This window comes from Caulifigura coniformis (genome assembly GCF_007745175.1).
Lineage (GTDB): Bacteria > Planctomycetota > Planctomycetia > Planctomycetales > Planctomycetaceae > Caulifigura > Caulifigura coniformis.
In genome coordinates this window covers 3888876-3909758 of sequence record NZ_CP036271.1, presented here as the reverse complement: position 1 = coordinate 3909758, position 20883 = coordinate 3888876, and the positions used below count along the sequence as shown (strand labels likewise).

At 63.5% G+C, this 20883-nt stretch carries 17 protein-coding genes; 7 read left to right on the top strand and 10 right to left on the bottom strand.

From position 1 onward, the window contains the following. Entirely contained in the window at positions 1 to 711 is a 711-nt protein-coding gene (locus tag Pan44_RS15795) for a hypothetical protein (RefSeq protein WP_145030976.1), read from the bottom strand. A gap of 338 nt (positions 712 to 1049) precedes the next feature. Here Pan44_RS15795 and Pan44_RS15790 point away from each other — a divergent pair, with 338 nt between their 5' ends. The 5 genes from Pan44_RS15790 to Pan44_RS15770 all read left to right on the top strand — a co-directional run bounded on the left by Pan44_RS15790 (position 1050) and on the right by Pan44_RS15770 (position 6071). Then, entirely contained in the window at positions 1050 to 1583 is a 534-nt protein-coding gene (locus Pan44_RS15790; RefSeq protein ID WP_145030975.1) for a GNAT family N-acetyltransferase, read from the top strand. 164 nt (positions 1584 to 1747) lie between these two features. Then, positions 1748 to 3139 carry a dihydrolipoyl dehydrogenase gene (gene lpdA, locus Pan44_RS15785; RefSeq protein ID WP_145030974.1) on the top strand — a complete coding sequence of 464 codons (1392 nt, stop codon included), beginning with the start codon at positions 1748 to 1750 and terminating at the stop codon, positions 3137 to 3139. 329 nt (positions 3140 to 3468) lie between these two features. Further along, a complete protein-coding gene (locus Pan44_RS15780; RefSeq protein WP_145030973.1) occupies positions 3469 to 4104 on the top strand; it encodes a hypothetical protein in 636 nt (211 codons plus the stop codon). Between the two features lie 69 nt (positions 4105 to 4173). After that, positions 4174 to 5529, top strand: coding sequence for a polysaccharide biosynthesis/export family protein (locus tag Pan44_RS15775; protein WP_197453368.1), 1356 nt, complete (start codon positions 4174 to 4176; stop codon positions 5527 to 5529). A 152-nt stretch (positions 5530 to 5681) separates the two neighbouring features. Continuing rightward, on the top strand, positions 5682 to 6071 hold the full coding sequence (locus Pan44_RS15770; protein ID WP_145030972.1) for a hypothetical protein: 390 nt from the start codon (positions 5682 to 5684) through the stop codon (positions 6069 to 6071). A gap of 28 nt (positions 6072 to 6099) precedes the next feature. Here Pan44_RS15770 and Pan44_RS15765 read toward each other — a convergent pair whose 3' ends face one another. Continuing rightward, on the bottom strand, positions 6100 to 6510 hold the full coding sequence (locus Pan44_RS15765; RefSeq protein ID WP_145030971.1) for a hypothetical protein: 411 nt from the start codon (positions 6508 to 6510) through the stop codon (positions 6100 to 6102). Between the two features lie 448 nt (positions 6511 to 6958). Between Pan44_RS15765 and glmS the strand changes: the two genes are divergently transcribed. After that, a complete protein-coding gene (glmS, locus tag Pan44_RS15760; protein WP_145035063.1) occupies positions 6959 to 8824 on the top strand; it encodes a glutamine--fructose-6-phosphate transaminase (isomerizing) in 1866 nt (621 codons plus the stop codon). Between the two features lie 298 nt (positions 8825 to 9122). Then, positions 9123 to 11291 (top strand): tetratricopeptide repeat protein, encoded by a 2169-nt coding sequence (locus Pan44_RS15755; protein ID WP_145030970.1) that lies wholly within the window; start codon positions 9123 to 9125, stop codon positions 11289 to 11291. 27 nt (positions 11292 to 11318) lie between these two features. On the opposite strand, the gene Pan44_RS15750 is transcribed toward Pan44_RS15755, so the two are convergent. The 8 genes from Pan44_RS15750 to Pan44_RS15715 all read right to left on the bottom strand — a co-directional run bounded on the left by Pan44_RS15750 (position 11319) and on the right by Pan44_RS15715 (position 20626). Then, on the bottom strand, positions 11319 to 12824 hold the full coding sequence (locus tag Pan44_RS15750) for an HTTM domain-containing protein (protein ID WP_197453367.1): 1506 nt from the start codon (positions 12822 to 12824) through the stop codon (positions 11319 to 11321). 49 nt (positions 12825 to 12873) lie between these two features. Then, positions 12874 to 13536, bottom strand: a complete 663-nt coding sequence (locus tag Pan44_RS15745; protein WP_145030968.1) for a hypothetical protein — start codon at positions 13534 to 13536, stop codon at positions 12874 to 12876. A 255-nt stretch (positions 13537 to 13791) separates the two neighbouring features. Further along, a complete protein-coding gene (locus tag Pan44_RS15740) occupies positions 13792 to 15690 on the bottom strand; it encodes a permease prefix domain 1-containing protein (RefSeq protein WP_145030967.1) in 1899 nt (632 codons plus the stop codon). An 86-nt stretch (positions 15691 to 15776) separates the two neighbouring features. Continuing rightward, the gene (locus Pan44_RS15735) at positions 15777 to 16130 is read right to left on the bottom strand and encodes a PadR family transcriptional regulator (protein WP_145030966.1); all 354 of its coding nucleotides are present in this window, start codon (positions 16128 to 16130) and stop codon (positions 15777 to 15779) included. A 358-nt stretch (positions 16131 to 16488) separates the two neighbouring features. After that, complete coding sequence (locus tag Pan44_RS15730) at positions 16489 to 17334, bottom strand: transglutaminase family protein (protein ID WP_145030965.1); 846 nt, start codon at positions 17332 to 17334, stop codon at positions 16489 to 16491. A 54-nt stretch (positions 17335 to 17388) separates the two neighbouring features. After that, positions 17389 to 18162, bottom strand: coding sequence for a peptidase (locus tag Pan44_RS15725; RefSeq protein ID WP_145030964.1), 774 nt, complete (start codon positions 18160 to 18162; stop codon positions 17389 to 17391). After that, positions 18159 to 19127, bottom strand: coding sequence for an alpha-E domain-containing protein (locus Pan44_RS15720; RefSeq protein WP_145030963.1), 969 nt, complete (start codon positions 19125 to 19127; stop codon positions 18159 to 18161). Before Pan44_RS15720 ends, Pan44_RS15725 begins: the two co-directional genes overlap by 4 nt. After that, positions 19121 to 20626 carry a circularly permuted type 2 ATP-grasp protein gene (locus Pan44_RS15715; RefSeq protein WP_231754067.1) on the bottom strand — a complete coding sequence of 502 codons (1506 nt, stop codon included), beginning with the start codon at positions 20624 to 20626 and terminating at the stop codon, positions 19121 to 19123. The genes Pan44_RS15720 and Pan44_RS15715 overlap by 7 nt, the downstream gene beginning before the upstream one ends. Positions 20627 to 20883 lie beyond the last annotated feature (257 nt).

Sequence of the window (20883 nt, the reverse complement as noted above, 5' to 3'; positions counted from 1 at the left end):
TCAGGCCGGCTGCGTCTCGCGGGCGGCGTGGATGATCATGATTTTCTGCCAGATCTTGCGGGTCAGGCCCGAAGTCAGGTCCTCGAGGTCGTTGACGGCGCTGACAGCGTCGGCGTCTTCAAAATTCTGCACGTAGAGGGCGGCCACTTTTCCACACAGGGACAGCATCTCCGTGCAGTAATCAAGATAGCGGCTCAGCTCGAATTGAGTCATCGTCCGTTTCGGGGACGACTCGGTATCGGCCCCTTTCTGCAGCATCCGCTCGGGGTCTTTCGTCAACTGGTGCATGTCGATGATATGCGACAGGGACCGCAGTTCGTGGATAGCCTTCAATGCCCTGCGGCGTTTGACCCGCAGCTCGATCGTGAACAGGAAGACGATCAACGCGCCGACGAGGACGGTCGCGTTGAATCCCGCCTCCAGAATCTGGATCAGCTGGCCCCCTTCGAGATCCGCGTCCCGCAATCGCACCTGCCTGGCCGTCAACACGAACAACACCACGATCACAGCCACGGCGATGGCCAGCAGAACCCGCAGCCAGCGCATTGGAGCCCCGATCGCCGCCGCCCGGACCTTGGCCTGTTTCGTGATCTCCAGCAGCTGGTTGCTGCAGTTGTTCAGGCCGGCGACGGGAAAGCGTTCGCGAACGCGACGGCAGAGCTGTTCAGCCGTCGCGACGATCAGGTTCGGGTCGAGCTGCGAGTAGTTCATGGGTCCCTGGGCCGATCCGTGACCGCTCCCGTCCGGCGCGATCTGTGCCGACCTGTCGGGCGGCCCGCCATCCGTCACGGGATGGTAGGTCGAATTCGGAATTGCGAATAGAAGAACGTCGCGCGGCCGCGGGCGGATCACAGTGGGTGCGGTTTCTGAAGGCTGAGAATCCGCTACAAACGAAGGTTCCCGACCAGGAATCTGCTTCGTTCCGGGAACCGGCGCGCCTAAGCTGAATTTGCCGCTTCCCTCCCGTCGATGTTCTCGCCGGTCCCGTGATTTCTTCGCCGCTCCCCGCCGTCCAGGTCACTGCCCCGCCCGCCTCGGAACCGGGCGCCATGCGGCGTCTGCTCATGCAGGTCGACCTCCAATCGACGCCCCTGCCGGTCGCGATGCTCCCGCTCAGGTTCGGATGGGAGTCGTGGCAGGCGGAACGGGCTGCGGCCCACACGTCCGTCCTCTTCGACGGATTCCGCAACGGCATCGACGCCGGGTTCATGAAGGCCCTGTCGACACTGGACGGCTGCCACGACCTGATCACCGCGACGAGCCATCACCAGCACTTCCTTCCGGAAGCAACGTGGCTCGCCGTGCAGTATGGATTATCGGGTGCATCGCTGCCGGTCGGCACGATCCAGGTGATTGGTTCGCTGTCGCGAGTGGCCCGGATCCAGAATCTGGCGGTCATTCCCGAAGTCCGCGGGCGTGGAATTGCCCGGGCGACCCTGATTCGCTGCCTGCGGAGCTGCCGGTCGCTCGGCTACGACGCGGTGGAACTCGAAGTCACCTCCCTGAATACGCCGGCGGTCGAGCTTTATCGCAGCGTCGGCTTCGTCGCCCGGCGATCGTACATCCAGGCACCGGGTGGGTAGGATATCCGCGAGGTCGTGCCTCCCCCCACTCTTCCTGCGGGCGACGAGGCCGGAAGAACCGGCTCCGTCTGCTCGAAAACCGCCACTTCATTCGCTAGGTTCGCGTTCTATCCATCCACCGCGTCGGAAGCCGGCCGGGTCGGTCGTTCAAAGTCTGGAATCGCATGAGCAGTACTTCACATTTCGATCTCGTTGTCATCGGGGGAGGCCCGGGGGGGTACATCGCTGCGATTCGCGCGGCCCAGCTCGGCAAGTCGGTTGCCTGCGTGGAGATGGAATCGACCCTGGGGGGCGTCTGCCTGCGCGTTGGCTGCATCCCCAGCAAGGCGCTGCTTGAATCGAGCCACATGTACGAGGCGGCGAAGCATCAGTTTGGCGGCCGCGGGATCGAGGTGCCGGACGTCAAACTGAACCTGCCGGCGATGATGGATCACAAAACCGGAGTGGTGAAGGCACTGACCGGCGGGATCGACGGCATCTTCAAGAAGCGGAAGATCACGCGGCTCAAGGGGCGGGCCCGGCTGGATGGCCCGGGCCGGGTCACGATCGAAGGGGCGGAGAACCAGACGATCACCGCCGAGTTCATCATCGTGGCCACGGGAAGCTCGCCGTCGACGCTGCCGGGGGTCGAACTCGATGGCGACCGCGTCGTTTCGAGCACCGAGGCGCTGTCGTTCCCGGAAGTGCCGAAACACCTGATTGTGATCGGGGCCGGCTACATCGGCCTTGAAATGGGAACGGTCTGGCGTCGCCTGGGTGCCGAGGTGACCATCCTCGAATACCTCGACCGGATTCTTCCGGGCATGGATTCGGCCGTGGCGGCGGACGCGCTGAAGATCTTCAAGAAGCAGGGACTGAAGTTCCAGCTGGGCTGCAAGGTGACGGGCGTCACCAAATCGAAGAACGGCGCGGAAGTGCAGATCGATGGTGCGGCGTCGGTGAAGGGAGACCGCGTGCTGGTGTCCGTCGGCCGGAAGCCGAACTCGCAGAACCTGGGTCTGGAGAGCGTCGGCGTTCAGACCGACAAGCGAGGCTTCATCACGGTCGATCCGAATTTCAAGACGACGGCGCCGGGCGTCTACGCCATTGGCGACGTGATCGGCGGAGCGATGCTGGCTCACAAGGCGGAAGAAGAAGGGGTGGCCTGCGTCGAGTACATCTTCAAGGGGCACGGCCACGTCAATTACGACGTCATTCCCGGAGTGGTGTACACCGAGCCGGAAATCGCGACGGTCGGTTTGAATGAAGACCAGCTGAAGCAGCAGGGGATCCCTTACCGCAAGGGACAGTTCCCGTTCCTGGCCAATGCCCGCGCCCGGGCGAGCGGCCAGACGGACGGTTATGTGAAAGTGCTGGCGCACCAGGAAACCGACCGCATCCTCGGCGTGCATATCATCGGACTGCATGCTGGCGAGTTGATCGCCGAGGCTGTGGCGGCGATTGAGTTCGGCGCGAGCAGCGAAGACCTGGCGCGGATCTGCCACGCCCATCCGACCCTGGCGGAAGTGGTCAAGGAAGCGGCACTGGCGGTCGACGGCCGGGCACTCAACATCTGACCTGTCCTACAGACAACCGGCCATTCGAGAACCCCGGCGTCCAGAACCGCCGGGGTTCCTTTGCGCGCGGACGATTCACGAGCGAAGGTTGGCGAAGTGATCCTCCGGTGCGACTGATTCTCGGGAAACGAGTTCTCCAGCTTCACCAGATTACGCGACAGGAACGGCGGGCACAGGCGTTTTCTTGCGACGTCAAGAACGATCCAAAGCGATAGACCGCGCCATCCCGCGCTTCCGATACGGATGGCAGGGACCTGACAGACGCGCTCGGCCGCCCTCGGACTGGGGTGATCTTTCCAGGCGTCTTTCGTTTTGGTGAATGGACTGCCATGCCCATCACAAAGAAATTGCGAGTCTGGGTTGTCGGCCTCGCCGCGTTCTCAGGGTGTTATTCGCTCCAGGAGTGCGTGGACGAGCAGGTCGCCGGATGCTGCAACAAGCACCGCGCGAAGATGGCATGGTGTGCCTGCCGGCCCAACTACGTCGAATGCCAGGACAACCTGTGGGACTTTGGCGCGGGCTTCCGCCAGGGCTACGAGGACGTCCTCAACGGCAAGAGCACATGCACGCCTCCGTTCCCGCCGCGAAGCTACTGGGGCATCTGCTACCAGAACGACAGCGGCCGGTGCGCATCGGCGGCCTACTTCGACGGCTACCACCACGGTGTGGCCGTCGCTCTGGCTGACGGTTACGGGGGGTACAACGAACTGCCCTACTCGGGCGCGATGTACCGGAACTGCGGACCGAAGCCGGTGCACATCGACCTGGAGGCCTACAAGGCTTCGAAGAACGGCACGACGATCCCTCCGATGATGGAGAACGGCCTGCCGCCGATTCCGGAGACGATTCCCGGAGCCCTGCCGCCCCAGCCGCCGCCGCTCGACTACTCGCCGAACACCTTGCCCGCACCGCCGGAGGAGAACCTTCCCTCGGCACTTCTCGATCCGCCGCGCCCGATCGAGTAACTCGCCCGGTTTTCCGTTCGGTCCATCCGCACACTGCGAACAAAGCGAACAGTCAAGGAGTCGTAGCCCATGTCTCGTCGGTCCTTACTTACGGCGATGCTCTACACCGTCGCCCTCGCGGGCTTCGCGGGCCTCCCGGGTTGCACTTCGCTGAGCCTCAGCTGTGACATCCCGGCCATTCCAGTCCGGAAGATTCCGAGGAATCTCCTGGGCCGGCCCCGGGCGGACATGCAAGACCTGTCCTTCACACGTCTGCGGCAGAATCCTGTCGAGACGTACCAGATCGGTCCGGGCGACGTGATTCTGCTGCACGTCCCGGGCGTCTATCCGGAAATCATCTCCTCGGCTGAGCAGGTGATGGTGAAGAGCGAGGAACGGGTCGTTTACCAGGTCGACACGAACGCACCGCCGGCCGAAGGCGTGCCGGTGATCGTCCGGGCCGACGGCTCCGTGGCCCTGCGTTCGATTGAACCGATCCAGGCGAGCGGCCTGACGCTCGAACAGCTTGCGGAAGTGATCCGGCGGGCCTACCTGGATGTCAACATCCTGAAGGCCGGCAATGACCGGGTGCTGGTCAACATCTACTCCCGGCGGAAGTTCCGCGTCATGGTGATGCGTGAAGACACGGGAAGCGGAGGGTCCAATACCGGCGGCAAGGGAGTGGTGATCCAGACGGCTCTCAAGAAGGGGAGCGGCACCAACGTGGAACTTCCGGCCTACGAGAACGACGTGCTCCACGCCCTGACGGAAACCGGCGGTCTGCCGGGTCTGGACGCGGCCAACGAGGTGCTGGTGATCCGCGGCGGGTTCACGGATGGCCGCGAGTACGACCAGATCGTCGCCCAGATCCTGAGCAGCCGGCAGCCGTGTGAATGCCCGCCGGTGATTCCTGATCCGCCGAACGTCCTCCGGATTCCGCTGCGGTTCTACCCGGAAAACGTTCCCCAGTTCACTGAAGAAGACATCATCCTGGAAGAAGGCGACGTGGTGTATGTGCCGGGTCGCGAAACGGACAAGTTCTACACGGGCGGCATCCTGCCTGGCGGCGAGCACCTGCTCCCCCGCGACTACGACCTGGACGTGATGGCGGCGATTGCTGTCGCAGGCGGTCCGGTGGGTGGTGCAGGCAGCGGCCTGAGCGGAATCGGAGGCCAGGGAGGCGGCGGTGGGTTCGGAGGAGGAGGCGGCGGAACCCGCGGCGGCCTGCCCCCGACCAACCTCATCGTGGTTCGCAAGCTCCCCTGCGGAGGCCAGATCCCGATCCGTGTGGACCTGAAGAAGGCTCTCCTCGACGACAGCGAACGAATCCTGGTGCAGCCCGGAGATACCCTGATCCTGCGGTACACCCTCTGCGAAGAAGTCTACAACACGGCCCTCGGACTCCTGCAGTTCAACTACCTGTTCGGAAACGGACTGCGGAACTAGGTTGAAACTGACGCGAAGCACGGTCGACCCTGGGTCGGCCGTGTTTTTGTTGGCGGCGAGTCGTTCCGGCCCCTGCTGGAATCAGGGACTGAACCAGGCGGCCGCGAGGTGGTCGTCAAGTCTCTCGGGGACGACAGACGCCAGAGAGCCGAATGCGACAGTTCTTACTGATCGGACGTGGAGTTGAATCGATGACCATGCCGGGAACGGACGAAGCAAGACGTCCGGTCGTCACGAACGCCATCATCTTCGTCTCGGCGGGTGTGCTGATCGCACTGGCCGAACTGGGACTGATCAACCAGACCCTGACTCCTTATGTCGTTGCCTGCGGCCTGGTGGGAATCCTGGCGTCGGTTGGGCTGTCGGCGACCCGCAAGCGACGGGAGCAGGAGCTTGCCATCGCCCGTGAAGATGAGGCGATCCGCCGCCTGAGCCGACATCTGACCCCTCCGCAGGCCCCTCCTCTCCCGCTGGAGTTCGGAGGCGATCCGGTCGCGGAACTGTTCGCGGCTCCGCCGGAGCCTGCTCGAAAACTGCCGTAGGTGGATGACGATCCGCGCAACCGGCGCGTTACGAAGGCTCAAAGGCGAGGGTCGAGGCGCACAGCGTCCCGGCCACGGGTGTCTTGTCGGGGGCTTCGGCGAGAATTCTCAGCCATACGGCGTCGTCGCCGACGCGGCCCGTGACGCTGATGTGCTGGCCCAGGTCATCGCTGGCGCCGAGTCGCGCCGTCTGCCAGGTGAAAGTCTCGACTTCGTCGAACAGCATCGGGACGGAGGGGAGGTCGACATGAAAGGGGAGAACCAGGTTCTCACCATCGCGTCCGCCACCGACGACTTCGACGGGCATCACGAAGATCGTCACCTCCCAGCAGTCGTGAGCCAGGTAGTAATGGCAGCCAAGGGGCGCATTGTCGTATGAGCGAACCATCGATGAGATGTCGCGGACGAAATGTTCCAGCCACCGGGGTGGTGCGCCCATAGCTCTCAGCTCTCCGAAACAACCAGGGGCGCGGTCACGAGCTTTCTGCCCCGTCCAGCCGGACGCACGATGTCTGAACATGCGTCCGATGTTGCAAAGTTGCAACGTGGATGCCAAACGACGTGATAGTGCGCAGGTCGCGCCGGACACCGGGTTTCCACTGTGTTAAATCGCGCCAAGCCCGAATCAAGCGTGGCGAATTGCAACGCCGGGTCGATGAGGGCGTTCAGGCTCCGGAGCGCGTCTGTTCCGGGAATCAGGCGCTCTGAACAGCGCTCGCATGGAACATTGCTCCGTTGCCGCGAGTGCGTAACCCCTGTTGACCCCTTTATTTGGACGGTGATAGAACCCGGTGGAAACTCTGGAGCCATCAACCTCCGGCGCGTGAGTCCTTTCAAATCAGAGCCTTGTGCCTCCCTTGACGGCGGCCCAGGGTGGAGCGACGGCCATGTGCGGCATTGTCGGATACGTCGGCAAGCGAAACGTCACTGAGTTCCTGCTCGAGGGCCTGCGGCGGCTGGAATACCGTGGTTACGACAGCGCTGGGATCGCCGTCACGACCGATGACGGGGCGATCCAGATTCGCAAGAAAGCCGGCCGGGTTCAGGAACTCGCCGGACTGGTGGAATCGAGCCCGGTCTCCGGCAACATCGGCGTCGGGCATACGCGGTGGGCCACTCACGGCGAGACGACCGACGTCAATTCGCACCCCCACGTCGGCGGCAACGGCAATGTCGTGCTGGTCCACAATGGTGTCATCGAGAACTACACGTCGCTGCGCAGCCAGCTGCAGGCGATTGGATATGTATTCCGGACCGCAACCGACACCGAGGCGGTCGCGCACCTCGTCTCCCACGAACTCGATGAACTGGAACTGATCGGCGAAGACGTTGCGGACAAGGAAATCTGCGTCCGGGCGGTCGAGAACGCGATTTCCAAGCTCAAGGGAACCTATGGACTCGCCATCCTGTTCCAGTCGCTTCCCAATGTGATTATTGCGGCGCGCAACGGGAGTCCGCTGGTGATTGGCGTCGGCAAGGGCGAGAACTTCGTCGCCAGCGATGCCAGCCCGCTCGTGGGGCACACGAACGAAGTCGTCTACCTGGCCGATCACGAACTGGCGATCGTTCACAGCGATTCGTTCGAGGTGCGGCACCGTGAGTCGGGTCGCCGCGATCCCTCGATCCATATCATCGAGCATGCGGCGGAAGACATCGGCCTGGGACGCTTCGAGCATTACATGCTCAAAGAGATCTTCGAGCAGCCACAGACGATCGAAAACGCGATGCGCGGCCGCCTCGACGACGAGGAAGCGACTGCCCATTTCGGCGGCCTGAACCTGACGCCGCAGCAGCTGCGGCGGATCAACCGGATCGTACTGACCGGCTGCGGAACGAGCTGGCACGCGGGACTGGTCGGCGAATACCTGATCGAGGAATTCGCGCGTCTGCCAGTCGAAGTCGAATACGCGAGCGAACTCCGCTACCGCAATCCGCCGCTGGCGGAAGGAACCATGGTGTTTGCCATCACCCAGAGTGGTGAAACCGCGGACACCCTCGCAGCCATGCGGGAATGCAAGCGCAAGGGCCTCCCTTCCCTCGCGATCTGCAACGTCGTCGGCTCGACGATCGCCCGTGAGGCCGATGGCGGCGTCTACCTGCATGCCGGGCCGGAAGTGGGCGTCGCATCCACCAAGGCGTTCACCTCACAGGTGACCGTACTGACGTTGCTCGGCCTGTTCCTGGGGCGGATGCGGAACCTGTCGTATCAGGCCGGCCAACGGATCATTTCGCACCTGCGCTCGATGCCCGAAGTGGTGCAGCGGACGCTCGAGTGCAACGACGCCGTCCGGGAAGTGGCCGAGAAATACTTCCAGGCCCGCAACGCGCTGTACCTGGGCCGTCTGTACAACTTCCCGGTGGCGCTCGAAGGCGCCCTGAAGCTCAAGGAAATCAGCTATCTCCATGCGGAGGGCTATCCCGCCGCGGAGATGAAGCATGGCCCGATCGCCCTCGTCGACCGTGACACGCCGAGCATCTTCGTCGTGCCGCGAGGACATATTCACCCGAAGGTGATCAGCAACATGGAGGAGATCAAGGCCCGCAAAGGCCCGATCATCGCCATCGCCTGCGAAGGGGACGACAAGGTGGCGGAGATCGCCGACGACGTGATCTGCGTTCCGGATACAGAGGAATTCCTCCAGCCGCTGGTGACGGCCGTCCCGCTGCAGCTTCTGGCATACCACATTGCCGTGCTGCGGGGGTGCAACGTCGATCGTCCCCGGAACCTGGCCAAGAGCGTCACCGTGGAGTGAGCGCGGACAGGGCTCGCGATGGCTTGCTGACAGCAGGCGGGGCAAAGCGGCGAAAACTGCCGCACTCTCTCGAAAATTCCCCCCGGGATTACCAGGACCTCCTGGATTCCAATCTTCGCCTGAGCGGGCTGGACCTCTTCAAAAACGCCTTCTTATAAGGCGGGGGCATTCCCGCCAGCAGCGATCGCTGCGATTCCGCAAACCGCGGTCGCCGCCGGCACTTGATGAGGCTCAACTCGTTCCCAGCGAGCCAGAGTCATCGCCCACCTCAGGTCGTTGTCGCCATATCGGTCCCGCCATGAAATCGCGAGTTCTCGGATTGGCATGCGCTGCAGGATTGGCCGCCGGTTGCCAATCTTCCGCAGCGAAGGCCCTCAGCCGTTATGAAGCGAGCAAGGAAAAGGGAAACGAAGTCTCGCAGGCGTCGCATAGCACTCCTGCCGGGCTTCCAGGAGCAGCGAATCGCCGCACCGAGCCCACTCCCCAGACACCGGCCGTCGCGTTCGAGGCCGGGGAGAAGGCCCTCCAGCAGTTCTATCGAGACAAGCAGGACAAGCCTGCCCACCTCCAGCGGGCGCGGATGAGCTTTGAAGCAGCGGCGAAGCTGGAGCCGACCCACGCCGCAGCGCAGCACCGCCTGGCCATCGTCGCCGACCTCCAGGAGCGCTTCGGCGAGTCCGAGAGCTACTATCGCACGGCGCTGTCGCTCGACCCGGGCAATTCGAACATCGCGGCCGACATGGGTTGGTCGTTCATTCTGCAGGGACGCTGGCAGGATGCCGAGAGGGCCCTCCAGCGGGCACTGGAACTCGACCCCAATTCCTCCATCGCGCGCGATCACCTTGCGAAGTGCCGGCAGCACCAGCCGGCCGCCCAGTTTGTTTCGACGGAACGGGCTCAGCCCGGCCAAATGGTCGCGAACCGCCCTGCCACGGTCGGGGCCGCCAACGGGGCCGCCCCCTCCCAGTGGGACGAGCGGGCCGCTGCTCAGCGAGGCCCCTGGGGAGCAGCGCCCGGCGTCGCCCCGGACCTCACCGGCGAGTACCTGAGGAATCAGCTCTCGCAGGTCGATCGATACGGCGGCCCCTCCGCGGGCCAGCCGCTCACCCTCGGTCCCAACCCGCAGAACAACGCCGCGGCCTACGCCCCTCCTCCGCAGCAACCGGCCGCCCCGCCGGTCCAGCCACAATTCTCACCACAGTTCCAGCCCACCGCTCCGCAGTTCGCGAGCAACGCAGTTCCGCAGAACCCGCCTGTCCAGCAGTCGCAGTCTCCCATGGGCGCCGCGCCCGCGGGTTTTGAGCAGCAGCCGGTCCAGCGATCGTTCACGCACTACGAACCGGGCGGCCCGGTGATGCGATCGAACCCCGGTGATTCCCAAGGCCCCGAACAACGCGATTTCGGCAACGCCGCGACAGCCTATCGCGCACCGCAGGCGGGACGTCAGGAATGGGCGAATTCGCAGGCGGGTACCGTCGACCCGATCCAGCGAGCCCAGGCCATCGAAACACCCCGGCTGCACGACCAGGCGATGTACCAGGCGTCTGAGATGACAGCCCAACCGACTGCGATGCCCGACGTGGCAGCCAGCTTCCGGCAGCCCAGGCCGTCCGCCGTGCCGCAGACTGGCTATGGCCAGTCGCCTGACCAGCAGGTCGCCGGCGATCGTCGTCCAACCGCCGCGGCCCTGGAAAAGGCCCGTCGCGATGCCGCCCTCATGGGACTGGGACTGGGACCAGGACAACCTTTCTCCAACCTCGAACAGCCGTCTGATCGTGTGTCACCCGGTTCGTACTCGCAAATCGGAGCGGCGTTCGCACCGACTCCGGTGCAGTCTCCGGACCTGACGCCTCCCCCCGACCTCCGGCAGCAGCCGAGCTTCTTTGAGCAAGGGCCGGTGACCCCGCCGACGAACTCGATGGGCCAGTCGATGCCCGGAGGAACGTCGACCATGATGACGCCCGGAAGCGTGAATGATCCCCACGCCCAGTTTCGGCAGGCCTTTGTGAGTCCGGCCAGCGGCCAGATGCCGCAGCTTCCGCCTGCTCCGAATACGTGGCGGCAGGGGAACATGCAGGGCGGCATGCAGGGATATGACGACACGCGCCGCATTGCGGACCACCAGCTCCAGCAGACGCTGCAGTCCACCTGGGCCGGCACGCCTTCAGGGGCGATTCCCTCACCCGCGGGCGGAGTTCCGTACCAGACGCCTCCGCCGCAGTCGCAAATGATGAACGAAAGCTGGGGACGGCAGCCTGTCGCGCCGGCCCCCTACCCTCACACGTCGCAGCAGCCGCAGAACAACGGACGCAGCTCCGACTTCGCCCCGCTCCCCTCGGTCAACCCCTCAGCGTCAAGGATGCCCGTGACGCAGCCCGAGCCATTCGCTCCGGTAGGGAGGCCTGCACAGCCCGCCTACCGTGACGGCATTGTCATTCCGGAACAATACGGACAGCAGCGCCCCTGAATCGGAACGTCCCCTAAATGCGGAACTTCAGCTCGCTCCGTTCAACCGGATGCGCCGCCGGGCGACTTCGCGGCCGTCGATGCGCATCACGAATGAGTAGTCGCCAGGCGCGAACGATTCATCGAGCCGGTATGTGACATTGCCTCGCAGGTTTTCGCGGGCGACAACGACGCCACCCCGGCTGACGATGCGGTCGTCCGCGTCCCGGATCTGAACTTCCACAAACAGGTCTTCATGCGCCGGCTGAAGCGCGCATTGGACGATCGCGTTCTCGCCGTGCTGGAAGGTGCGCCGTCGATCCATCAGGACGTCGCCCAGCATCTCGGTTCCGACATCGAACGAGAACATCTTGTCGACGGGCTCGATCCGGTCGGCGACCGTCAGGAGTTCCTGGTAGCGTTCCTGCGGCAGTGGCTGAAGCGTGTGGCGTCCCTGCGAGCCACGCTCGCCATACACGTCCGCAAAATGCTCCAGCTCGATCGCGGCAAGAGCGGCGACCGCGGCGAGGGTTCCAATCGCGGCGAAGTTGCCCGAGGCCGTCACCCGTGGCGGCTGCCATGCACGGAGCCCGCGAACCTTCGCGAGCAGCGCGCCGACTCCCGTGAACCTGCGGCCCGCCCGGCGGATGCGGCGACCGAACGACTGAAAATCGGCCTCGTTGAACAGCGCGAGATAGAGCGTCACGTAGATCAGCGGGAAAATGATCAACCCCAGGAGCAGCGTCGTCATCAGGTGGAACATGTACCCGAAGCCGACCGCAAGCCATCGTCCGTAGCCCCGCCAGCAGAGGCACAGGAACGTGATTTCCCAGATGATCACGAGGTAGGACGACACGACCAGCCATGCCGGGAAGAGGCTCAACCATTCGCCCATTGGATTGGCGAAGTTGGTGTTCGTCAGCATCCAGTAGGCCATCTGGTCGCCGCTGAAATAACCGGTTGTGTGCATCTTGGTGACGGCCGCGCCGAGATAGACGATGCCGATGAACAGGGCGATCAGCCGACGGGGCCAGACAGGCGATTTCGGGTGGCCGTTCGTGCCGGGCCACGGCGTTGGCGACGACCGTCTGCGGCTGAGCCAGGCGTCGACCGACCAGATGTCGCCGCACCGGGAAATGGTGAGCAGGAGCAGGATGTGCGACAGGATGACGGTGAACTTGGTCATCGTCGAAATCGAGTCGATGAGCGTGAACCACGTGTAGAGCACGGTCGCCACCCCAAGCGAGATACGGGTGTGCCAGCCGATGCAGGCCGTGATCAGGGCGACGGTCAGGACGGCGTACAGCCCGACGGCGACCGTCGCGGTCGGAATCGGCAGCAACCCGTCGTGAAGATAATTCTCCCAGAGAGGGGCCGGGGCCCCATCCTGCGAATAGATCTGCCGTACGTAGGGCCAGTGCTGGACGACGAGGACCATCAGGATGGCCGGGATCGTGATCCGCAGCAGCGCGAGGGCGTAGGGGACCTCCTCCGCGAAAAAGAACTCCCGCACCTGCTCGCGCAGGCTCGCCCTGCCCTGGGTCGCATGAGACATCGCCACTTTCCTTCCCTGGAATCTGCTGCCGCCCGGCCTGTATTGCTGGCTAATTCGACGAACCGCTATCGCCCGATGCGAACGGCCCATAACCGCCCACCGGCACGATCACGTTGGGACTGCGTGCAAACTGGTCCGTCGTCATGAACGGCGTCCGGATCGTCATGTCCTTCTGCAGACGCGGGTTGTTGCCCAGCGCCTGCGCCATCAGCCAGTTGGACCAGCTTGGGTTGGAGGCGATGCAGTTGCCGTCCCCTTCAAACGCCGAACGAATGCGACGGTAGATCCGCGGCTCGCGAGGCTCTTCGAACCGTTGTGCCCAAAGCGAATCGGGCAGGTTGTACTTCTTCGACCACGCCTCTTCGATCATCAGATACCGGACAAACGGCTCGTGGTCCGTGTGTCGGGCGATGTTGTCCGCGATCCGGTAGGAGTGCAGGCCGTAGATGTCGTAATGGCGTCGATCGGGCTCGCCATAGACGCAGATTTCTCCCCAGGGAGGTTTCCCCACGTCGTAGTACTGGCCGCTCTCACCCTCGGCGAGGATCTGGTTGCGACTCTCCCAGCCTGTCCAGCCGCAGTACATGTCCCAGACGACGAAATACATCCCAAGATGGGCGTATGTCTTGTAGCCGACGGTGTGGGCGCTGAGACCGTAGCCGAGAATTCCGAGATAGCCGACGATAAATGCGACGGCGGCGTGACGCGCCATAGTCCGTTTCCCTCCCTGGAACCGGGTGGCGGCCGTATGCGGCATCATTTCCGCGGAGTCCGTCCCGGTGAACGGGCGGGATGATGCGGCGGAATTGCAAAAAGGGTCAAGGGCAATCGGCGGGCCAGTGAAAGATCGGCGGCCGAGGAACGCCGGTGCGACGAATCCGTGGGCCGTGCGACCGGCGAGGACCGGCGAGTTCCAGCGGACAATCAGCGCCAAATCGGCTTCCGGCCGCGGTTCTCCGGCGACCCGCTAGTTGAGGCCGCCTCCTCCAGATCCATCGAGGCTCCCTGCTCCGCCATTGACGCCGTCCACGGGATCAAAGAAGGAAGCGCCCGATTTCCGCGAAAGATCCTTCAGGAACTTTTCGATCTCGCGGTGAACCTTGCGGGTCTGGCGGATGACCAGCATCACCTTTGGTCCCAGAACGACCTGCGGCTCGCCGGGAACTCCGCCGACCTGAAAGAAGCCTCCCCCCTGCACCCCTGGAATCGCAATGGTATCCATCGAGGGCAAGCTGCCATCCTCGAATTGGACGGACCAGGAATTGGCGGCGACGTACTTCGGGATGATGCTCATCAGGGTCTGGGCCTGGGACTCGGTCATCCGGTAGTAACGAACTTCGATGGCATTCGGATCGTGCGCAGGAACGGGGACCGCCTGTTTCGCAACGGCCCGATGATCATCGAGCAGCTTGACCAACTGATCCAGATTTCGGCGATCCTGGCGGACGATGATCCTCGCATCCGGGATCTCCTTGATTGTCCCTCCATCGCCGTCAATGTCGTGCCAGGGACCGGGAGTCGCGTGGAAAATCAGCGAGATCAATTGAGGCAGGTCGTCCTGGCTCACGAGGTCGGACACATCGAGCACATAGACCTGCTGCATCGGTTCGGCCTCGTCGGAGGTGACGGACAGCAGACCATCCTTCGAGACGACCTTCGGTTCGACGCCCTGTTCTTCGGCCACTGCAAGCCACAACAGCTTCAAGGCCGTTCCGAGGGGCGCCTTCCTGATCGACAGGGTCACGGGCCCGTCCAGCCCGATGCCAGCGTCCTGAAGTGCCCGATGGTCGAAGACAAAATGCTGGCCTGTCTGCCGCGTGAAGTCGACGAGGGCTTCGCGCAAGGGGGTTTTCTGGAAGTCGCAGGAGACCTCCTTTTTCAATGCCTCGCCGATCGACTTCGTGGAGAACGGTTCGCTCAGGGCGACCATTTTCCCCTTGGCAGCCAGGGCAGCCAGGACGGCCTGACACTCCAGGTGGATGCGCCGGCTTGCCATGATCGTGATCCGGCTTCCCAGGGGCGTCATCACGCCTCCCTCCCCATCGACGGCATGCCAGGGACCTGTTGTCTGCGATTGGAGGAGGTCGATCACCCCGTCCATGTCCAGCCCCCTGCTGAGCAGCGGGGAGACATCGACCGTCAGCGGAAATTTGATCGTCGCCACTTTCTCCCGACCGGTGATCTTCAACATGCCGTCGTCCGGATCGATCAGCCAGTCGAGGTCTTCGCCGCCGACATTCTGCAGCGCGCGGTCGAGCACAACGTAGAGTGGAGCGCCGGCCGGCGTCGGCGAAATCTCGACTTTAGGGTCCAGTCCCAGCGACTTCAGTTCCGTATAGTCGACGCCGACGATTCGTCCCGTGAACTCCTGGAGGAAACGCTTCAGTTCCGTGATCGACTGGGGCTTGAGGTCGTCCTCGACCCGTTTTCGCAACCAATCGGGCAGGAACTGGCCTTCATCGATGTACACAATGTCGTCTGGCGTCGCTGGCGGCTGGGACTGCTGGACGGCCGCAGTTTGTGCGACACCGTTTCCGGCAAGGCGCTGATCGGGCCAGAAGGCCGTCGTGATGAGAATCGCCAGCGCGCTGGCCGCCGCTGTTGTGAGCGCCCCTGTCATGATTCGCCTCCGGGTCCGTTGCCTCACCAGTTGATTGAGCTTCGCCGCGAACTCGCCCGCATCATCAAACTCATCGAGAGCCCGCTTCACGGCGTCGTCCCGTGACACGCCCCGGCCAATCAGCTCGCTATAGCGTTCTTCCAGGTGATCGCAGATCTCGTCCGCGACGGCCGCCGTCTCTTTCGATGACAGCTTGAGCAGCCTGGAGAGCACGCCCAGAAACCGTTCGAACTCGTGCTCGGCCATTGTTCTTCACCTTCCGAACGCCTGCCTGAAACCGCGTCGCCCTGTCCCCCGGCGGCACAGGGGGCTGACGCCCCCGCTCGCCAGCATTACGCGGGATTCATTCCCGGCTCGAACGCACTTCCGAGAACGCCCCTGATGCACTCGACAAAGCTGTGCCATTCGCGCACCTGGTGCGTCAGCTGCTTTCGCCCGGCGGCTGTCAGCTCATACCACTTCCGCCGCCGCCCTGTTCCTTCATCCCACCGCGCCTTGACGAGCTTCGACGCCTCGAGGCGGTGCAGGATCGGATAGAGGGTTCCCGCCTGGAGCGAGAGTTTCTCGCCGCTCGATTCCTTGAGACGGGCCTGGATGAGGTAGCCATACTTCGGCCCGTCCGCGAGTGCGGACAGAACCATCATTTCCAGACTCCCCCGCCAGAGATCCGCGTCGAACCCGCTCATGTCGTCCGCTCCATTCCCGGGACGACTATAGATTGCCACGCCATATATCGACTGTCAATACATCATGCTCGCCGGGCCCGCCTCGCGTCAGTCGATGGTCCTGGGAGAAGCCCTCCTCCATTTTCCGCGCAACCGCCCGCGACTGATGGAGGAACGATGAACATCACCACGCTCAGCCCGTCACCCGCTCGCATCCGGCCGGCGATTGCCGCAACGTCCGATCCCGCACCGCGCCCGTGCTCTTCCCCGGCGTCCCACGGGGGAAGAGGGCAAGATGACAGGATCACCCCCTGGCCCCGGAATTCTTGCCCTCATGCTTCGGAAACAGCCCGAACGGCCCGGACACACCGGGGAAACATCACGAGTCCGTGAGGATGTTCACGTGGGCCTGCAGCTCGCTCGTGACGCCTGTGCCACGGAAGATGCCCGATGTCGGGGCGGCCAGGGCCGGCAATCTCGACGAGGCGAGCGCGACATGGCGATCGGCGACGGCCAATCCCAGTGTCGGGTCGAACCCTCGCCAGCCGGCGCCGGGCAAATAGACCTCGCACCAGGCATGCAGGTGATGGCAGCCGGCGTGATCCGGATCGACCGCATATCCGCTGACGAACCGCGCCGGCAGCCCGGAGGCGCGGCAGACTTCGCAAAACAGCACGGCGATGTCGCGACAGGACCCCGTTCGCTCGGCGAGCGTTTTCTCGGCCGGCCACGGATCCCCGCTCGGCCGCACGACGAAGGCAATGGTCGCGTGGAGATGGGCAGCGAGGGCCGGCAGGAACCGCGTGGTCTGCTTTCCGGCCTGCCGCTGCAGATCGTTCGCGAGTTCGGCAATCCGCGGCGACAGCGTTCCCGGTCTGGAATAGGTCGCTGCGAGAGTCTGTTCGATCGCGTCCAGCCGGATCGGAATGACGGCCGCCTCGGACGCCAGCAGATACTGGAACGGGTCGGAGCAGAGAGTCTCGACTTCAATTGAGGACTGGATCCGAAGATGGTCGGTGAGTCCCTCGAACCAGACCCTGCGGATCAAGTTTCCGTCGAGATCGCGGAAGTCGGACACGCCGGCCGGCTGCGGGTCGATCGTGCAGTCCCAGCGGCGCAGCGTCTGAAACGGGTCATCGCGCGGCCGGAGGCGAATCGTCACCGGTTCGCAGAAAACCTCTCTCGAGTACAGGTAGTCGAGAGTGTGGTCGACGCGAACAAGCACGAGGCGCCTTCAGCGGGAGGAGGACAACATCATCCAGTGGGGGCCACACCACGCTCAACCGGAGCGGGGCTGGCCGAGCGGAATGGTGCTCATCTGGTGAACCTCGGCCGTGTCATCAAGGACCAGCGACTGCCATTCCGAGGGGAGTTCGTTCACCGACTGGCGGAGGCGTTCCTGCCACCACTGGGAGATCGGGGCCAGGTCCTCTTTTTCGTAGCGACGCTCGCGGATCTTCTTCGTCTCCTGGTCGAAGATGATCACGTCGATCGGGAAGTCGACGTTGGCGGCGCTGATGCGGGTGGAGTCGAACGCCAGCGCGCCGACTTTCAGTGCAAACCGCAGCGAGTCGGTGTATTTCAGGGTGCGGTCGAGGATCGGCTTCCCATACCCCGATTCGCCGATGATGCAGTAAGGGGTTCCGGCGCCGACTTCGACCCAGTTTCCCTGCGGATAGACGAGATAGAGCTTGTGCTCGCGGTCATGCCGCAGCTGCCCGCCGATGAGGGCGAAGAGGTTGAAATGGTAGCTGCAGGCTTCCAGGGCGGCGCGATCCTCTTCTTCGACGCGCCGCAACTGCGAGGCGAACGCCGTCACGGCCTTGTACAGGCGATCGAAGGTGACGTCCTCGATGTCGAGGATCTCTTCGAAATAGGTGAGGACCTTGTCACGGACACTGCGGAGCCCGGACGTCATCAGGAAGAACGATCGTCCGTCGTGTTCGTGAAGCGTCACCTTGCGGGCCGTAATACACTCCGAACCTGAAGTCACCCGGGTGTCGGCGATGCCGACCAGCCCGTTGGCGACTTTCATCGCGAGGCAAAAAGTCATTGAGTCTGTGATCCTTCCTGAGAGGCATCAGGCTGGTCGTCAAAAAAGCTGGTCGCGATCAGCGTTCCCACGCGGATCACGCAGTCCTGAAACTTATCGATGAACTCGTGGAGCCCTTCTTTAATGATCTGCTCCGCTTTCGCGAATTCGAGCTCGGCCCGGGCGCGGCCGAGCTCCTGTTCCACCGGCAGGGAATAGACATCCGGGGCGGTTCCCGTGATTTTGTGCAGGGAATGCTCGGCCCGGCTGATGCAGAACCGCATCGACCGCGGGAAATCGCGATCAAGTGCGATGAACTCCACGACGCGTGCGGGAACGATCCGGTGATGAACCCGGCGATACATGTTGAGCGCGCTGGCCGACTTGAGGAGCGCGGACCACTGCGTGATGTCGAACGATGAACCGACGTCCTGAATCGTCGGCAGGAGGATGAAATACTTGACGTCGAGAATGCGGGAAGTCTGGTCCCCCCGCTCGAGAAGGCGGCCGAGACGGGCGAAGTGCCACGCTTCGTTGTGCGTCTGCGTGCTGTCCATAATGCCGGTCAGCAGCTGGCTGGCGCGCTTCACGTCGTCGTAGATCGACGTGTCGAGATCGCCCGACATCCGGGCCTCGTTCAGTCGGAGGTAGAACCGGTTCAACTCCTCCCAGACCGAGGTCGACAGCGACTCGCGAACCGACCGGGCATTCTGCCGGGCGGCGGCAATACACGAGAAAATCGAGTTGGGGTTCTCGCGATCGAACGTCAGGAACTTGAGGACGTTTTCGCGCGTCGGCTCGCCGTAACGGTCGGCGAACAGCTCGTGACCGCCGGTGGTGAAGACGAGGGGGGCCCACTGGTTGGCCCATTCGTCGCCCAGGTCGAGCGTCAGCGAGATGTTGACGTCGATACATCGCGCGGTGTTCTCGGCGCGCTCGATGTAGCGCGACAGCCAGTAGACCGATTCAGCAACGCGGCTCAGCACGGGATCGATTCCACCGGCAGACTGGTTCGCGAAAATCCGTGCAGGCGCCGCGGGGCCGATTTCCCGCCTTGCAGCACCCAGGTGTCCTTGCTGCCCCCTCCCTGGGACGAGTTGACGATCAGCGAGCCCCGCTTGAGAGCCACACGAGTCAGCCCTCCGGGAAGGACGAAGACGCCATGGGCCGAGGACAGGATGAACGGACGCAGGTCGACATGGCGGGCTTCCACCCTGCCATCGATGATCGTCGGCGCGGTTGAAAGGTTCAGCATGGGCTGGGCGATGTAGTTTCGCGGATTCGCTTTCACCAATTCGGCGAACTCGGCGCGGCGCTCCTTCGATTCCTGGGGGCCCATCAGAATGCCGTATCCGCCCGACTCGTTGACGGGCTTCACGACCAGTTCGTCGAGATGCTCGAGAACGTACTTCAGGCCTTCGGGCTCGCTGCACACGTAGGTTGGGACGTTCGGAAGGATCGGGTCTTCCTTGAGGTAGTACTTGATGATCTTCGGGACGTAGGCGTAGACCGCCTTGTCGTCCGCGATGCCGTTTCCAGGGGCGTTGGCCAGGGTCACCTTCCCCTGGCGATAGACTTCCATCAGCCCGGGAACGCCGAGCATCGAATCGGCGCGGAAGCACCTGGGATCAAGGAAGTCGTCGTCGATCCGGCGGTAGATGACATCGACGCGGCGAAGGCCAGTCGTTGTCCGCATGTGGACGTAGCCATCGCGGATGACGAGGTCGGAGCCTTCGACGAGTTCCACTCCCATCTGCTGGGCGAGAAACGAATGCTCAAAATAGGCCGAGTTGAAGACTCCCGGCGTAAGCACGACCACAGTCGGATCGGGAATGCCGCGGGGCGCGACGCTCTGGAGCGTGTCGAGCAGGCGCTCGGGATAGTCGTCGACCGAGACCACGGACAATCCCTCGAAGAGGTGAGGGAGAGTCCGCTTCATCACTTCGCGGTTCTCGAGCACATACGAGACGCCGGACGGGCACCGCAGGTTGTCTTCGAGGACGTAGAACTGGCCGTCGGCATTGCGGACGAGATCAGTGCCGGTGATGTGACACCAGACGCCCTGCTGCGGCCGCTGGCCCGCACACATCGGGCGGTAGGTGGCGGCGGTCTCGACAAGATCGGCCGGGATGATCTTGTCGCGGAGGATCCGTTTCTCGTTGTAGACGTCGCTGAGAAACAGGTTCAGCGCGGTGATCCGCTGGCGCAGGCCGCGTTCGATCGTCCGCCACTCTTCGGCCGAGATGATTCGGGGGAGGATGTCGAAAGGCCAGACTTTCTCGGCGCCGTCGGTATGACCGTAGACAGCGAAGGTGATTCCCAGCGTTCTCAGCAGGGCCTCGGCCGCGGCCTGCTTGCGGGCGAGATCGCCCGCCGAGAGTGCGACCATTTTGCGGGCGATGGCCGAGAAGTCGGGACGCGGGTTGCCGTCCTGACAGAACAGTTCGTCAAAGCAGTCAGGCCTGGGATAGGTGTAATCGGCCACTACGCGCCGCCTCGTGGAGGATCAAACTGCTCAATAGAGTACCAGTTGTTCACTCTTGCAACACATGTACCGGAAGTCGGCAGGAGAATGCGAGAGTGCCGTGGATTCGAGTCGAATGGCCGAGAGAAGGAATTATTTCCACGAGTTTCTCGCAAAAACAGGGGCCTTCGATTTCCAATCGCAGGGGTCTTCCCCGAGATTGATGATCACCGGCGGACCTGAACCTGCTGAACGGGGAGGCAGATTGATGCCACGAG

Coding starts and splice junctions, on each gene's coding strand:
- Pan44_RS15795 (WP_145030976.1), bottom strand. CDS start 711: ATGAACTACTCGCAGCTCGACCCGAACCTGATCGTCGCGACGGCTGAA.
- Pan44_RS15790 (WP_145030975.1), top strand. CDS start 1,050: ATGCGGCGTCTGCTCATGCAGGTCGACCTCCAATCGACGCCCCTGCCG.
- lpdA (WP_145030974.1), top strand. CDS start 1,748: ATGAGCAGTACTTCACATTTCGATCTCGTTGTCATCGGGGGAGGCCCG.
- Pan44_RS15780 (WP_145030973.1), top strand. CDS start 3,469: ATGCCCATCACAAAGAAATTGCGAGTCTGGGTTGTCGGCCTCGCCGCG.
- Pan44_RS15775 (WP_197453368.1), top strand. CDS start 4,174: ATGTCTCGTCGGTCCTTACTTACGGCGATGCTCTACACCGTCGCCCTC.
- Pan44_RS15770 (WP_145030972.1), top strand. CDS start 5,682: ATGCGACAGTTCTTACTGATCGGACGTGGAGTTGAATCGATGACCATG.
- Pan44_RS15765 (WP_145030971.1), bottom strand. CDS start 6,510: ATGGGCGCACCACCCCGGTGGCTGGAACATTTCGTCCGCGACATCTCA.
- glmS (WP_145035063.1), top strand. CDS start 6,959: ATGTGCGGCATTGTCGGATACGTCGGCAAGCGAAACGTCACTGAGTTC.
- Pan44_RS15755 (WP_145030970.1), top strand. CDS start 9,123: ATGAAATCGCGAGTTCTCGGATTGGCATGCGCTGCAGGATTGGCCGCC.
- Pan44_RS15750 (WP_197453367.1), bottom strand. CDS start 12,824: ATGTCTCATGCGACCCAGGGCAGGGCGAGCCTGCGCGAGCAGGTGCGG.
- Pan44_RS15745 (WP_145030968.1), bottom strand. CDS start 13,536: ATGGCGCGTCACGCCGCCGTCGCATTTATCGTCGGCTATCTCGGAATT.
- Pan44_RS15740 (WP_145030967.1), bottom strand. CDS start 15,690: ATGGCCGAGCACGAGTTCGAACGGTTTCTGGGCGTGCTCTCCAGGCTG.
- Pan44_RS15735 (WP_145030966.1), bottom strand. CDS start 16,130: ATGAGCGGGTTCGACGCGGATCTCTGGCGGGGGAGTCTGGAAATGATG.
- Pan44_RS15725 (WP_145030964.1), bottom strand. CDS start 18,162: ATGACTTTTTGCCTCGCGATGAAAGTCGCCAACGGGCTGGTCGGCATC.